Origin of the sequence: Burkholderia sp. AU16741, from assembly GCF_002223345.1 — a bacterium.
Lineage (GTDB): Bacteria > Pseudomonadota > Gammaproteobacteria > Burkholderiales > Burkholderiaceae > Burkholderia > Burkholderia sola.
Map to the genome: position 1 here is coordinate 1,692,822 of NZ_NKEZ01000003.1, position 14,374 is coordinate 1,707,195.

The following is a 14,374-nucleotide window of genomic DNA, read 5'->3' on the forward strand; positions in this document are numbered from 1 at the left end:
TATAATCGTCCGTTGCGAGCCGCGCGCCCCGGCGCCCGCTCGCAGCCGCGCGGCGCGCCCGCCGCTTCTTTCGCTCCAACCGGCCGCGATGGCCGCTTCGCCCGTGAACCCTCGACTCGACTCGCTCCAGCCCTATCCCTTCGAAAAGCTGCGCGCCCTGTTCAAGGACGTGACGCCCGGTGCCGGTACGCCTTCCGGCAACCTGAAACCGATCAGCTTCGGCATCGGCGAGCCCAAACACGCGACGCCGGCGCTGATCCGCGACGCCGTGGTGGCCGCGCTCGACGGCCTCGCGTCGTATCCGGCCACCGCCGGCTCGGACGCGCTGCGCACGTCGATCGCGCGCTGGCTCGAACGCCGCTACGGGCTGCCGGCGATCGATGCGGCCACGCAGGTGCTGCCGGTGTCGGGCTCGCGCGAGGCGCTGTTCTCGCTCGCGCAGACGGTGATCGACGCGCGCCCTGGTGCCGACGGCAAGAAGGCGATCGTACTCTGTCCGAATCCCTTCTATCAAATTTACGAAGGCGCGGCGCTGCTGGCCGGTGCCGAACCCTATTTCGCGAACAGCGACCCGGCCCGCAACTTCGCGTGCGACTACGCGGCCGTGCCCGATGAAGTGTGGGCGCGCACGCAGTTGCTGTACGTGTGCTCGCCCGGCAACCCGACGGGCGCCGTGCTGACGCTCGACGACTGGCGCGAGCTGTTCGCGCTGTCCGACCGCCACGGTTTCGTGATCGCATCCGACGAGTGCTATTCGGAAATCTATTTCGACGAAGCGGCGCCGCCGCTCGGCGGCCTCGAGGCCGCGCACCGCCTCGGCCGCGGCTTCGAGCGGCTCGTGATGCTCTCCAGCCTGTCGAAGCGCTCGAACGTGCCGGGCATGCGCTCGGGCTTCGTCGCCGGCGACGCCGCGCTGCTCAAGAAATTTCTGCTGTACCGCACGTACCACGGCGCCGCGCTGTCGCCGGTCTGGCAGCACGCGAGCATCGCCGCGTGGAACGACGAGGCGCACGTGCGCGAGAACCGCGCGCTGTACCTGCAGAAGTTCAATACGGTCACGCCGATGCTCGCCGACGTGATCGACGTGAAGCTGCCCGACGCCGCGTTCTACCTGTGGGCCAACGTCGCGCGCACCGGTCTGTCGGACACCGAGTTCGCCCGTCGCCTGTACGCCGACTATAATGTGACGGTTCTGCCCGGCTCGTACCTCGCGCGCGATGCGCATGGCACGAACCCGGGCCGCGATTTCATCCGGATCGCGCTCGTCGCGGGCACCCCCGAATGCGTCGAGGGCGCGCAACGCATCGTCGATTTCTGCCGCGCTCTCGCGCGGTAAGACGTCCATCCCGATCAATTCCATCCATCTCCTGCGAAAACGAACATGTCGCAACAACTTCAGCAAATCATCGATACCGCCTGGGAAAACCGCGCCGAGCTGTCGCCGAAAGCCGCGCCCGCCGACGTCCGCGAGGCCGTCGCTCACGCGATCGAGCAACTCGACAAGGGTGCGCTGCGCGTCGCCGAGAAAATCGACGGCAACTGGACGGTCCACCAATGGCTGAAGAAGGCCGTGCTGCTGTCGTTCCGCCTGGAGGACAACGCGCCGATGCCGGCCGGCGGCTACTCGCAGTTCTACGACAAGGTGCCGTCGAAGTTCGCGAACTACACGGCCGAAGACTTCGCCGCGGGCGGCTTCCGCGTCGTGCCGCCGGCCATCGCGCGCCGCGGCTCGTTCATCGCGAAGAACGTCGTGCTGATGCCGTCGTACACCAACATCGGCGCGTACGTCGACGAAGGCACGATGGTCGACACGTGGGCGACGGTCGGCTCGTGCGCGCAGATCGGCAAGAACGTGCACCTGTCGGGCGGCGTCGGCATCGGCGGCGTGCTCGAGCCGCTGCAGGCGAACCCGGTCATCATCGAGGACAACTGCTTCATCGGCGCTCGCTCGGAAGTCGTCGAAGGCGTGATCGTCGAGGAAAACTCGGTGATCTCGATGGGCGTGTACCTCGGCCAGAGCACCAAGATCTACGATCGCGAGACGGGCGAAGTCAGCTACGGCCGCATCCCGGCCGGCTCGGTCGTCGTCGCCGGCAACCTGCCGTCGAAGGACGGCTCGCACAGCCTGTACTGCGCGGTGATCGTCAAGAAGGTCGACGCGAAGACGCGTGCGAAGGTCGGCCTGAACGAGCTGCTGCGAGGCGACTGATGGCGAAGCCGCACACCGTGGTCGTCTACGGCATTCCGAACTGCGACACCGTGAAGAAGGCCCGCGTGTGGCTCGACGATCACGGCGTCGAGTTCGAATTCCACGATTTCAAGAAGCTCGGCGTGAGCGCGCCGCTGATCGAAGACTGGCTGAAGGACGTGTCGCTCGACGCGCTCGTGAACAAGCGCGGCACCACGTGGCGCGGCCTGGACGACGCGATGAAGGCGGCCGCCGAAACGAAGACCGGCGCGGTCGCGCTGATGATCCACAAGCCGTCGGTCATCAAGCGCCCCGTGCTCGTCGTCAACGGCCGCGTGAAATCGCTCGGCTTCGTGGCCGATCAATACGCGGCGCTGTTTGCCGCATAGGGCCGCCCGCGCCGCGCCTGCGGGCGTAGCCCGCGCCCTGTCGCTGCCGGCCACCGCGCCGGCATTTTTTATCGAAAGTGGTCCGAACCATGTCCGCCACCCTAGCCCTTACCGAACAGCTGATCGCCCGCGCGTCCGTGACGCCCGACGACCAGCACTGCCAGCAGATCATGACCGAGCGCCTCGCCGCGCTCGGCTTCGAATGCGAGACCATCGCGTCGCACGGCGTGACCAACCTGTGGGCCGTCAAGCGCGGCATCGACGGCCGCGACGGCAAGCTGCTCGCGTTCGCGGGCCACACCGACGTCGTGCCGACCGGGCCGCTCGAACAGTGGACCTCACCGCCGTTCGTCCCCGCCCATCGCGACGGCAAGCTGTACGGCCGCGGCGCGGCCGACATGAAGACGTCGCTTGCGGCGTTCGTCGTCGCGTCCGAGGAATTCGTGGCGGCCCATCCCGACCACCGCGGCGCGATCGCGTTCCTGATCACGAGCGACGAGGAAGGCCCGGCCACCGACGGCACCGTGAAGGTCGTCGAACTGCTGCAGGCACGCGGCGAGCGGCTCGACTACTGCATCGTCGGCGAGCCGACGTCGACGGCCGAGCTCGGCGACGTCGTCAAGAACGGCCGCCGCGGGTCGATGTCCGGCGAACTGGTCGTCAAGGGTGTGCAAGGCCACATCGCCTATCCGCACCTCGCGAAGAACCCGATCCACCTGCTCGCACCGGCGCTCGCCGAGCTCGCCGCCGAGCAATGGGACGCCGGCAACGAATACTTCCCGCCGACCACCTGGCAGGTGTCGAACCTGCACGCCGGCACCGGCGCGACCAACGTGATCCCCGGCCACGCCGACCTGCTGTTCAACTTCCGCTTCTCGACCGCGAGCACCGTCGAAGGCCTGCAGGCCCGCGTGCACGCGATTCTCGACAAGCACGGCCTCGAATACACGCTGAAGTGGTCGGTGAGCGGCCTGCCGTTCCTTACGCCGCGCGGCGAGCTGTCGGGCGCGCTGGAAAACGCGATCCGCACCGAGACCGGCATCACGACCGAACTGTCGACGACGGGCGGCACGTCGGACGGCCGCTTCATCGCGCGCATCTGCCCGCAGGTGATCGAGTTCGGGCCGCCGAACGGCAGCATCCACAAGATCGACGAGCACATCGAAGTGCGCTTCGTCGACCCGCTGAAGAACGTGTACCGACGCGTGCTCGAACAACTGATCGCCTGACGGAGCCTCGCATGACGACACCTTTTGCCACAGTCCGCGACCTGCTGCGCTACGCGGTCACGCGCTTCTCGAAAGCGAAACTCGCGTTCGGCCACGGTTCCGACAACGCCTACGACGAAGCGGCCTACCTCGTGCTGCATACGCTCGACCTGCCGCTCGACACGCTCGAGCCGTTCCTCGACGCACGCCTCTTGCCCGACGAGATCGCGGCCGTGCTCGCGGTGATCGAACGACGCGCGGCCGACCGCGTGCCGGCCGCGTATCTCACGCATGAAGCGTGGATGCACGGCCACCGCTTCTACGTCGACGAACGCGTGATCGTGCCGCGCTCGTTCATCGGCGAACTGCTCGACGACGGGCTGCAGCCGTATGTCGCCGACCCCGAGCAGGTCGGCGCGGTGCTCGAACTGTGCACCGGCTCCGGCTGCCTCGCGATCCTTGCGGCGAGCGCGTTCCCGAACGCCGAGATCGACGCGGTCGACCTGTCGGACAAGGCGCTCGAAGTCGCGGCAATCAACGTGCGCGACTACGGCCTCGAAGACCGCATCGGCCTGCACCACGGCGACCTCTACGCGCCGCTGCCCGCGTTCCGCACCGATCCCGACTCGCGCTACGACGTGATCCTGACGAACCCGCCGTACGTGAACGCCGCGTCGATGGCCGCGCTGCCGCCCGAATACCGGCACGAGCCGGAGATGGCGCTCGCCGGCGGCGACGACGGGATGGACATCGTGCGACGCATCGTCGCCGAAGCGCACCGCTGGCTGCATGACGACGGCGTGCTCGTCGTCGAGATCGGCAACGAGCGCGAGCACGTCGAAGCGGCGTTCGGCGGCCTCGAGCTCACGTGGCTGCCCACCAGCGCGGGAGACGACGCCGTGTTCCTGATCCAGGCGTCGGACCTGCCCCGCAAGGGCTGAGCGTTCCGGCCGGCCCGCCGTGCGCCGCACCATTGCGCCGCACGGTTGGGTAAGATGCGCGTAGGCGGCCGCCCGGCCGCACGACTTCGGGAGCCCCTTCGGGCGTCCCGCAGGAGTCCTTTAAGCGCCCATGACCCTCGACTGGCTACATCTCGGCACCCTGATCCTGACCATCCACGTGCTCGGGATCGTCGCGGCATGCCACGCAATCATGAACACGCGCACGTCGCAAGGCGCGATCGCGTGGGCCGTCTCGCTCACGGCCATGCCGTACCTGACGCTCGTTCCATACCTGTTCCTCGGCCGCAGCAAATTCTCAGGCTACGTCGACGCCCGGCGCCACGAGCTCGAAATGTTGCGCACGCACACACCGCGCTCGCCGTGGCGCGCGACCGACGCGACCGACGGGCCGGCCGCCGACGCGCTGGGCCAGGCTGCCGTGCTCGCGCTCACGCGGCTCGGCGGCATGCCGTTCCTCGGCGGCAATTCGGTGCGCACGCTCGTAAACGGCGACGCGACGTTCTCGGCCATCCTGTCGGCGATCGACGCCGCGCGCGACTACGTGCTCGTCCAGTTCTTCATCGTGCGCGACGATACGCTCGGCCGGATGCTGCGCGACTCGCTGCTCGCGCGCGTGGCCGCCGGCGTACGCTGCTGCGTGCTGTACGACAGCATCGGCAGCTTCGACCTGCCCCACAGCTACGTCCACGCATTGCGCCGGGGCGGTGTCGAGGTTCATCCGTTCGCGACCAACCGGAAATTCGTCAACCGCTTCCAGCTGAACTTCCGCAACCATCGCAAGATCGTCGTCGTCGACGGCAATCGGGCGTTCGTCGGCGGCCATAACGTCGGCGTCGAATATCTCGGCGCGAATCCGCGCCTGTCGCCATGGCGGGACACCCACATCGAGATACGCGGCCCCGTGGTGGCGAGCATTCAGTACGTGTTCGCCGAAGACTGGCACTGGGCGACGCAGAAGCTGCCGCCCATCGCGCTGCCGCCGCCCGCGCAGCCCGGCGACGGCATGCACTGCCTCGCGGTGCCGATGGGGCCGGCCGACAAGCAGGAGACCGGCTCGCTGTTCTTCGTCGAATCGATAAACGCCGCCCGCGAGCGGGTCTGGATCACCACGCCGTACCTCGTGCCCGACGAAGCCGTTGTGTCCGCGCTGAAGCTCGCCGTGATGCGCGGCGTCGACGTGCGCATCCTGATCCCGAGCCGGCGCGACCACTACGTCGTGTTCGAGGCGTCGAAACTTTACGCGCGCGACCTCGTCGATGCAGGCGTGAAGGTGTTCCGCTACCGACCCGGTTTCCTGCACCAGAAGGTCGTTTTGATCGATCGCGTCGCGGCGGCGATCGGCAGCGCGAATCTCGACAACCGCTCGTTTCGCCTCAATTTCGAGGTCATGGTGCTGACCGTCGACCCGGCATTCGCCGACGAGGTCGAGACGATGCTCGACGCCGACTTCGCGCAGGCGTACGAGGTCGACGCGGACGAATACCGGCAGTCGCCCGCCTGGCGGCGCATCGCGATGCACGTCGCGCGGCTGTTCGCGCCGATCCTGTAACGGCCGCGCCGACCGACGCGCCCGCACGATTCGCACCGGCGCTGCGCACGCGGCGCGGCGCCGTCACAGCAGCTTGTCGATGTCTGCGGCGATTTCCTCGGGCTTGGTGGACGGCGCGTAGCGCTTGACGATGCGCCCTTCGCGGTCGATCAGGAATTTCGTGAAATTCCACTTGATCGCCTTGAGGCCGAGAATGCCGGGCGCCTCGTCGGTCAGGTAGCGGTACAGCGGATGCGCGTGGTCGCCCTTTACGTCGATCTTCGCGAACATCGGGAACGTGACGCCGTAGTTGCGTTCGCAGAACGCACCGATCTGCTCGGCGTCGCCCGGCTCCTGCTTGCCGAACTGGTTGCACGGGAAGCCGAGCACGAAGAAGCCGCGCGCCGCGTACTGGTCGTACAGCTTCTGCAGCCCCGCGTACTGCGGCGTGAAACCGCACTCGCTCGCGGTATTGACGATCAGCAGCACCTTGCCGCGATACGCGTCGAGCGATACCGGCGCACCGGCGAGCGTCTCTGCGCTGAACGAATACAGGGTGGACATCGGGCACTCCTTTTACGAAACCGATCGACGTGGAGTCTAGGCGAAATTGCGCCGTTGCGGCATCCGCCGAACGGCCGATGCCCGGCGGGACCGGCGCGCGGTCTAGAATAGCGGTTTTGGCCAGTCATTTCCGCCGTGATCCGTTTCAATCAGTTCAGCCTTGCGCGCGGCACCAAGCCGCTGTTCGAGTCGACCTCGTTCGTGCTCAATCCCGGCGAGAAAGCCGGCCTGATCGGCGCGAACGGCGCCGGCAAGTCGACGCTGTTTTCCGTCCTGCGCGGCGAGCTGCATTCCGACGGAGGCGATTTCTCGATGCCGCCGTCGTGGCGGATCGCCCACGTGTCGCAGGAAACGCCCGCGGTCGATCGTTCCGCGCTCGACTACACGCTCGACGGCGATACCGCGCTGCGCGAGATCGAGACCCGCATCGCCGCCGCTTCGGCCGCGCATGACGGCGCGGCCGAAGCCGACGCGCACGCGGCCTTCGCCGATGCCGACGGCTACACCGCGCCGGCCCGCGCCGAAGCGCTGCTGCTCGGCCTCGGCTTCACGCTCGCTCAAACGCGCGAATCCGTCGCGAGCTTCTCCGGCGGCTGGCGCATGCGCCTGAACCTCGCGCAGGCGCTGATGTGCCGCTCCGACCTGCTGCTGCTCGACGAACCGACGAACCACCTCGACCTCGACGCGATCGTCTGGCTCGAAGACTGGCTGCACCGCTACCCCGGCACGCTCGTCGTGATTTCGCACGATCGCGAATTCCTCGATTCGATCTGCAACGTCACGCTGCATCTGGAAAACCGCCAGGTGAAGCGCTACGGCGGCAACTACTCGCAGTTCGAAGTGCTGCGCGCGCAGCAACTGGCGCTGCAGCAAAGCGCATACGAAAAGCAGCAGAAGACGATCGAGCACCTGCAGAGCTTCGTCGACCGCTTCAAGGCCAAGGCGACCAAGGCCAAGCAGGCGCAAAGCCGGATGAAGGCGCTCGAGAAGATGGAACTGATCGCGCCCGCGCACATCGCGTCGCCGTTCACGTTCGAGTTCCGCACGCCCGATGCCGCGCCGAACCCGATGATGGTGATGGAGGACGTCCGCTGCGGCTACCATGCCGACGACGGAACGGACATCCCGATCGTCGAGCGCGTCGCGCTGTCGATCCAGAACGGCCAGCGCATCGGCCTGCTCGGCGCGAACGGCCAGGGCAAGTCGACGCTGATCAAGACGCTGGCCGGCACGCTCGCGCCGCTGTCGGGGCACGTCCGAGACGGCAAGGGGCTGACGATCGGCTATTTCGCGCAGCACCAGCTCGAAACGCTGCGCGAAGACGATTCGCCGCTCGCGCACCTCGCGCGGCTCGCGCCCGACACGCGCGAACAGGAGTTGCGCGACTTCCTCGGCGGCTTCAATTTCTCCGGCGACATGGCGACCAGCCCGGTCGGGCCGTTCTCGGGCGGCGAAAAAGCGCGTCTCGCGCTGGCGCTGATCATCTGGCAGAAGCCGAACCTGCTGCTGCTCGACGAACCGACGAACCACCTCGACCTCGAAACGCGCCATGCGCTGACGATGGCGCTCGCGCAATTCGAAGGCACGCTGATCCTCGTGTCGCACGACCGCCACCTGCTGCGCGCGACGACCGACCAGTTCATGCTGGTCGCGAAGCACCGGCTGCAGCCGTTCGACGGCGACCTCGACGACTACCGCGACTGGCTGCTGCAGCATGCGGCCGAGCAGCGCGCGGCCGCGAAAGCCGACAGCGCGGCCGCCGCGGGCGCCGATCCGGGCGTCAACCGCAAGGACCAGAAGCGCCAGGCGGCCGAGGAACGCCAGCGGCTGTCCCAGTTGAAGAAGCCGCTGCAGAACCGCATCACGAAGCTGGAAAAGGAAATGGAAACGCTGCACGCGGAGAAGGCGCGCCTCGACGCGTTCGTCGCCGATCCGGCGAGCTATGAAGCCGCGCGCAAGACGGAACTGACCGACGCGATCCGCAAACTCGGCGAGGTCACGACCCGGCTCGATACGGTCGAGGCCGACTGGCTCGCCGTGCAGGAAGAACTCGAGCAGATCGGCTGAACGCGGCCGCCGGCGCCGTCAGGCGGCGAGCGCGTCATCGGCGGCCCAGCGTGTCGGCGCGTCGACGCCCCACGAACCCGCCCGGCCGCGCCGGCCCCGGAAACGACGAGGCCGGGCGCCCTGGCCCGGCCTCGTTGTCACGGCTGCGTTCGACGTGGCTGCGTCGGCCGGCCCGTATGCCCGCCGCACCCTCCGCTCAGCGACGCGGCAGCGTATCGCGCGGCATCTGCTCGTCGTCGTCCATCAGGTACCGGCGCCCTTCGGTCGGCCGACGGATCGCCGCGGCGACTTCCGCTTCGGTCACGTCCTCGGACACGACCTTGCGCGCCAGGCGCCCTTCTTCGTCGATCCATTCGACGATCCGGCATCCGCCGCCCCACGGCTGGCGAATCGGCTCCGACACACGGCAGCCGCGCAGGTTGTAAAGGCGTCCGCCCGGCGCTTCCCCATACGATTTCAACATAGGTTCCCTTCGCATTGCGCGGTTCGACAATCCGGCAAAGGATAGGGAAAAGCGATGTCCGGCGGGTTACAGCAGCCTACATATTCTTTACAACGAATTACGCGACAGATCGCCCGGCGACGCGCGAACCGTGCGCGCGCCGGGCCGCTCATTCAAGATCGCGCACGCGGTCGATCGCCTGCTCGAGCCGCTCGACGGCCATCACGTTCAGCCCTTCGATCGGTTGTTTCGGCGCATTCGCCTTCGGGATCAGCGCGGACGTGAAGCCGAGCTTCGCCGCCTCGCGCAGCCGTTCCTGCCCACGCGGCGACGGCCGGATCTCGCCCGCCAGCCCCACCTCGCCGAACACGATCAGCCCCTTCGGCAGCGCCTTGTTGCGCATCGACGAGTGAATCGCGAGCAGCACCGCGAGGTCGGCGGCCGGCTCGGTGATCTTCACGCCGCCCACCGCGTTCAGGAACACGTCCTGGTCGAAGGCCGCGATGCCCGCGTGGCGATGCAGCACCGCGAGCAGCATCGCGAGCCGGTTCTGCTCGAGGCCAACCGCGAGCCGGCGCGGGTTCGGCACGTGCGCCGTATCGACGAGCGCCTGGATTTCGACGAGCAGCGGCCGCGTGCCTTCCTGCGTGACGAGCACGCACGAACCCGGCACGACCTGCTCGTGCTGCGACAGGAACAGCGCGGACGGATTGGCCACCCCGCGCAGCCCGCGCTCGGTCATCGCGAACACGCCGAGTTCGTTGACCGCGCCGAAGCGGTTCTTGAACGCGCGCACGAGCCGAAACGACGAATGCGTGTCGCCCTCGAAGTACAGCACCGTGTCGACGATGTGCTCGAGCACGCGCGGGCCGGCCAGGTTGCCCTCCTTCGTCACGTGCCCGACCATGATGATCGCGGTGCCCGACTGTTTCGCGATGCGCGTGAGCTGCGCCGCGCACTCGCGCACCTGCGCGACCGACCCCGGCGCCGACGTCAGCGCTTCGGAATAGACGGTCTGGATCGAGTCGATGACGGCCACGTCCGGCCGCTCCGCGTCGATCGCGGCCTGGATCTTCTCGAGCTGGATCTCGGCGAGCAGCTTCAGTTCGGCCGCCGGCGCGCCGCCGTCGAGCAGCGCGAGCCGTTGCGCGCGCAACGCGATTTGCGCGGCCGACTCCTCGCCGCTGATATAGAGCGCACGCCGCTCGTTCGCGATATCCGCGAGCGACTGCAGCAGCAGCGTCGACTTGCCGATGCCCGGGTCGCCGCCGATCAGCACGACGCCGCCGGGCACCAGCCCGCCGCCCAGCACGCGGTCGAATTCGCCGATGCCGGTCGAGAAGCGCGGAACGTCGGCGGCCTCGATGTCGGCGAGACGCTGGACCGGCGCCCGCTTCGCGAGCGACTGGAACCGATGGGCGGCCGGCGACTCGGCGACCGATTCGACGAGGGTGTTCCACGCCTGGCACGACGGGCACTGGCCCTGCCACTTCGGGGTCTGTCCGCCGCACTCGCTGCAGACATAAACGGTTTTCTGTTTGGCCACGCGCGACGCCCTTATTCCGCTCGCACCGGCACGCGGGCTGCGACCGCGCACATCAGCTCATAGCCGATCGTCCCGCAATGGCGCGCGACGTCGTCGATCGGCAGCGCATTGCCCCACAGCTCGACCCGCGCGCCGACGCCGGCCTGCGGGCACGGCGTCAGGTCGACGGTGATCATGTCCATCGACACGCGACCGACGATCCGCGTGCGGATGCCGTCGACGATCACGGGCGTGCCTTCCGGCGCCACGCGCGGATAGCCGTCCGCGTAGCCGCACGCGACGACGCCGATCCGCATCGGCACCTGCGTCGAAAACGTCGAGCCATAGCCGATCGCCTGACCCTTCCCGATCGTCTGCACCGCGATCAGTTCGGACGAGAGCGTCATCGCGGGCTTCAACCCCGTGTCGGCGATATCGGACGACAGCCCGGACGGTGACGCCCCATACAGCACGATCCCCGGCCGCACCCAGTCGAAGTGCGTATCCGGATGCCACAGCACGGCCGCCGAATTCGCGAGACTGCGCGCGCCGGCGATGCTTTCCGCGCCGCGCTCGAACGTCGCGAGCTGCTCGGCGACGCCGCGCTCGTTGTCCGCGTCCGAAAAATGGGTCATCAACGTGATCTGGCCGATGCCGGGGCACGCGCGGGCGCGCTCCCACGCGGCACGGTATTTTTCCGGCATGTAACCGAGCCGGTTCATCCCGCTGTTCATCTTGAGCTGCACGTTCACGGGTTTCGACAGCCGCGCCGTTTCCAGCATCCGCATCTGCTCGTCGTTGTGGACGGTCGTGGTCAGGCTGTAGCGGTCGATCACGTCGATGTCGGTCGAGCGGAAGAAGCCTTCGAGCAGCAGGATCGGGCCGGCCCAGCCGAGCTCGCGCAGCTTCACGGCCTCGTCGAGGTCGAGCAGGCCGAAGCCGTCGGTGCCGCGCAGGCCCGGAAACGCGCGGGCGAGACCGTGGCCGTACGCGTTGGCCTTGACGACCGCCCAGACCTTGGACGGGCCGGCAAAGCGGCGGACGACGGAGAGATTGTTCGCGAGAGCGGCGGTGTGGATGGTGGCGGAGATCGGGCGCGGCATGGGAAATTTACGTAAAGACGCTTGCGAATCATCAGCTTACCGCGCCTTTTGAGCACCGAAGCCGACAATTTGCGGAACGATCGGGGAATCTTGCTAGTCCGAATTCGCGTATTTTCATGTTATAAAGCCGTGCGCACAACCCATTTCGAACGGAATAAGCCGATCGCATACCAGGCGGCCTACGCGGCCCTGCCGCAGCGACGAAAGCATCGCATCAGATGAAAAAAGGTTTTTACACCATCATGGCCGCGCAGTTTTTCTCGTCGCTGGCCGACAATGCGCTTCTCATCGCCGCCATCGCCCTGCTGAAAGACCTCCACGCCCCCAACTGGATGACACCGCTGCTGAAGCTGTTCTTCGTGTTGTCGTATGTGGTGTTGGCGGCGTATGTCGGCGCGTTCGCGGATTCGCGTCCGAAGGGCCGCGTGATGTTCATCACCAACTCGATCAAGGTGGTCGGCTGCCTGATCATGCTGTTCGGCGCCCACCCGCTGATCGCGTACGGGATCGTCGGGTTCGGCGCGGCGGCCTACTCGCCCGCCAAATACGGGATTCTCACCGAGTTGCTGCCGGCCGACCGGCTCGTCGCCGCGAACGGCTGGATCGAAGGCACGACCGTCAGCTCGATCATCCTCGGCACCGTGCTCGGCGGCGCGCTGATCAGCCCGCACATCGCGGCGCACGTGATCGCGCACACGCCCGCCTGGATCGGCACGCCCGCCGAAGCCGCGATGGCGATCATCATGGCGATCTACGTGGTCGCCGCGATCTTCAACCTGCGGATTCCCGATACCGGCGCCCGCTATCCGAAGCAGGAACGCGGCCCGGTCAAGCTGCTCACCGATTTCGCCGACTGCTTCATGGTGCTCTGGCGCGACAAGCTCGGCCAGATTTCGCTCGCGGTCACGACCCTGTTCTGGGGGGCGGGCGCGACGCTGCAGTTCATCGTGCTGAAGTGGGCCGAGGTGTCGCTCAACATGTCGCTGTCCGAAGGCGCGATCCTGCAGGCCGTGGTCGCGGTCGGCGTCGCGGGGGGGGCGATTGCCGCCGCCGCCCGGATTCCGCTGAAGAAGTCGCTGACCGTGCTGCCCGTCGGCATCATCATGGGCATCGCGGTGATGCTGATGGCGTTCTACACGCGCGACCTGTTCCCGCCGCACTGGGCCTTGCATTTCGGCCATCTGCGCCTGCCGTTCTACCTGATCGTCGCGTACATCTTCCTGATCGGCGTCGGCGCGCTGTCCGGCTACTTCGTCGTGCCGATGAACGCGCTGCTGCAGCATCGCGGCCACGTGCTGCTGTCGGCCGGCCATTCGATCGCCGTGCAGAACTTCAACGAGAACCTGTCGGTGCTCGTGATGCTGTGCCTGTATGCGGTGCTCGTCTGGCTCGACGTGCCGGTCGGCGTCGTGATCGTGCTGTTCGGCACGTTCGTCTGCCTGACGATGTGGCTCGTGATGCGGCGCCACCAGGCGAACCAGCGTCAGTTCGACTCGGTCGCGCTGATCGGCGAATCGCGGCACTGACGCTACACTTCCGGTTTTCGTCCGCCGGCGCCGGTCCTCGAACCGGCGCGTTGCCCTCATGACGCACCCGATACCCAACATCCTGACGATCGCCGGCTCCGATTCGGGCGGCGGTGCAGGCATCCAGGCCGACCTGAAGACGTTTTCCGCGCTCGGCGCGTATGGCGCGAGCGTGATCACCGCGCTGACCGCGCAGAACACGCGCGGCGTGACGGGCGTGCATGCGCCGGACGCCGCCTTCGTGACCGCGCAGCTCGACGCGGTGTTCGACGACATCCGCATCGATGCGGTCAAGATCGGGATGCTCGCGAACGCGCCGATCGTGCGGGCGGTCGCCGATGCGCTGCGCCGTTACGCGCCGCGCTTCGTCGTGCTCGACACGGTGATGATCTCGAAAAGTTCGCACGCGCTGCTCGCGCCCGATGCCGTCGACGCGCTGCGCGACACGCTGCTGCCGCTCGCGACGGTCGTCACGCCGAACCTGCCCGAAGCGGCCGCGCTGCTGAACGATGCGCCCGCCGCCACCGAAGACGACATGGTCCGGCAAGGCCAGGCGTTGCTGCAAACGGGCGCGCGCGCCGTGCTGATGAAGGGCGGCCACCTGCCCGATGCGTCCGCGAGCCCCGACTGGCTCGTCGAAGCGGCCCGCACCGTGCGGCTCGACGGCACGCGCGTGCCGGTCAGCAACACGCACGGCACCGGCTGCACGCTGTCGTCGGCGATCGCCGCGCTGCTGCCGCAGCAGCCCGACCTGGAAAGCGCGGTACGCGAAGCAAAAACCTACCTGACCGGCGCCATCGCCGCGAGCGGCCACCTCGACGTCGGTCACGGCGTCGGCCCGGTCCATCACTTTCATCGCTGGTGGTGAGCGG

General features: G+C 67.7%; 13 protein-coding genes. 9 read left to right on the forward strand and 4 right to left on the reverse strand.

Annotation, left to right across the window (positions count from 1 at the left end; translation table 11 throughout):
- Positions 1 to 88 precede the first annotated feature (88 nt).
- From dapC to cls, 6 genes are all read left to right on the forward strand, one after another.
- Positions 89 to 1,336, forward strand: a complete 1,248-nt coding sequence (gene dapC, locus CFB89_RS10270) for a succinyldiaminopimelate transaminase (protein WP_089467739.1) — start codon at positions 89 to 91, stop codon at positions 1,334 to 1,336.
- A 45-nt stretch (positions 1,337 to 1,381) separates the two neighbouring features.
- Positions 1,382 to 2,209, forward strand: coding sequence for a 2,3,4,5-tetrahydropyridine-2,6-dicarboxylate N-succinyltransferase (dapD, locus tag CFB89_RS10275; protein ID WP_006478479.1), 828 nt, complete (start codon positions 1,382 to 1,384; stop codon positions 2,207 to 2,209).
- Positions 2,209 to 2,577: an ArsC family reductase gene (locus CFB89_RS10280; protein WP_006478478.1), complete on the forward strand. Its 369-nt coding sequence runs from the start codon at positions 2,209 to 2,211 to the stop codon at positions 2,575 to 2,577. The genes dapD and CFB89_RS10280 overlap by 1 nt, the downstream gene beginning before the upstream one ends.
- Positions 2,578 to 2,666: 89 nt before the next feature.
- Positions 2,667 to 3,806: a succinyl-diaminopimelate desuccinylase gene (dapE, locus tag CFB89_RS10285; protein WP_089467740.1), complete on the forward strand. Its 1,140-nt coding sequence runs from the start codon at positions 2,667 to 2,669 to the stop codon at positions 3,804 to 3,806.
- Between the two features lie 11 nt (positions 3,807 to 3,817).
- Positions 3,818 to 4,726, forward strand: a complete 909-nt coding sequence (gene prmB / locus CFB89_RS10290) for a 50S ribosomal protein L3 N(5)-glutamine methyltransferase (protein ID WP_089467741.1) — start codon at positions 3,818 to 3,820, stop codon at positions 4,724 to 4,726.
- Between the two features lie 130 nt (positions 4,727 to 4,856).
- A complete protein-coding gene (gene cls / locus CFB89_RS10295; protein ID WP_089467742.1) occupies positions 4,857 to 6,296 on the forward strand; it encodes a cardiolipin synthase in 1,440 nt (479 codons plus the stop codon).
- 63 nt (positions 6,297 to 6,359) lie between these two features.
- Here cls and CFB89_RS10300 read toward each other — a convergent pair whose 3' ends face one another.
- Positions 6,360 to 6,839, reverse strand: a complete 480-nt coding sequence (locus tag CFB89_RS10300; RefSeq protein ID WP_089467743.1) for a glutathione peroxidase — start codon at positions 6,837 to 6,839, stop codon at positions 6,360 to 6,362.
- Positions 6,840 to 6,974: 135 nt separating this feature from the next.
- On the opposite strand from CFB89_RS10300, the gene CFB89_RS10305 reads away from it, so the two are divergent.
- On the forward strand, positions 6,975 to 8,906 hold the full coding sequence (locus CFB89_RS10305; protein ID WP_089467744.1) for an ATP-binding cassette domain-containing protein: 1,932 nt from the start codon (positions 6,975 to 6,977) through the stop codon (positions 8,904 to 8,906).
- 196 nt (positions 8,907 to 9,102) lie between these two features.
- Here CFB89_RS10305 and CFB89_RS10310 read toward each other — a convergent pair whose 3' ends face one another.
- From CFB89_RS10310 to alr, 3 genes are all read right to left on the reverse strand, one after another.
- Positions 9,103 to 9,369 carry a DUF2866 domain-containing protein gene (locus CFB89_RS10310; RefSeq protein WP_050012917.1) on the reverse strand — a complete coding sequence of 89 codons (267 nt, stop codon included), beginning with the start codon at positions 9,367 to 9,369 and terminating at the stop codon, positions 9,103 to 9,105.
- 148 nt (positions 9,370 to 9,517) lie between these two features.
- Entirely contained in the window at positions 9,518 to 10,894 is a 1,377-nt protein-coding gene (gene radA / locus CFB89_RS10315) for a DNA repair protein RadA (RefSeq protein ID WP_050012918.1), read from the reverse strand.
- Positions 10,895 to 10,905: 11 nt separating this feature from the next.
- Positions 10,906 to 11,976, reverse strand: a complete 1,071-nt coding sequence (alr, locus tag CFB89_RS10320) for an alanine racemase (protein ID WP_089467745.1) — start codon at positions 11,974 to 11,976, stop codon at positions 10,906 to 10,908.
- Positions 11,977 to 12,194: 218 nt separating this feature from the next.
- Here alr and lplT point away from each other — a divergent pair, with 218 nt between their 5' ends.
- Positions 12,195 to 13,502, forward strand: coding sequence for a lysophospholipid transporter LplT (lplT, locus tag CFB89_RS10325; RefSeq protein WP_089467746.1), 1,308 nt, complete (start codon positions 12,195 to 12,197; stop codon positions 13,500 to 13,502).
- 58 nt (positions 13,503 to 13,560) lie between these two features.
- Complete coding sequence (thiD, locus tag CFB89_RS10330; RefSeq protein WP_089467747.1) at positions 13,561 to 14,370, forward strand: bifunctional hydroxymethylpyrimidine kinase/phosphomethylpyrimidine kinase; 810 nt, start codon at positions 13,561 to 13,563, stop codon at positions 14,368 to 14,370.
- The last annotated feature ends 4 nt before the right edge of the window (positions 14,371 to 14,374 follow it).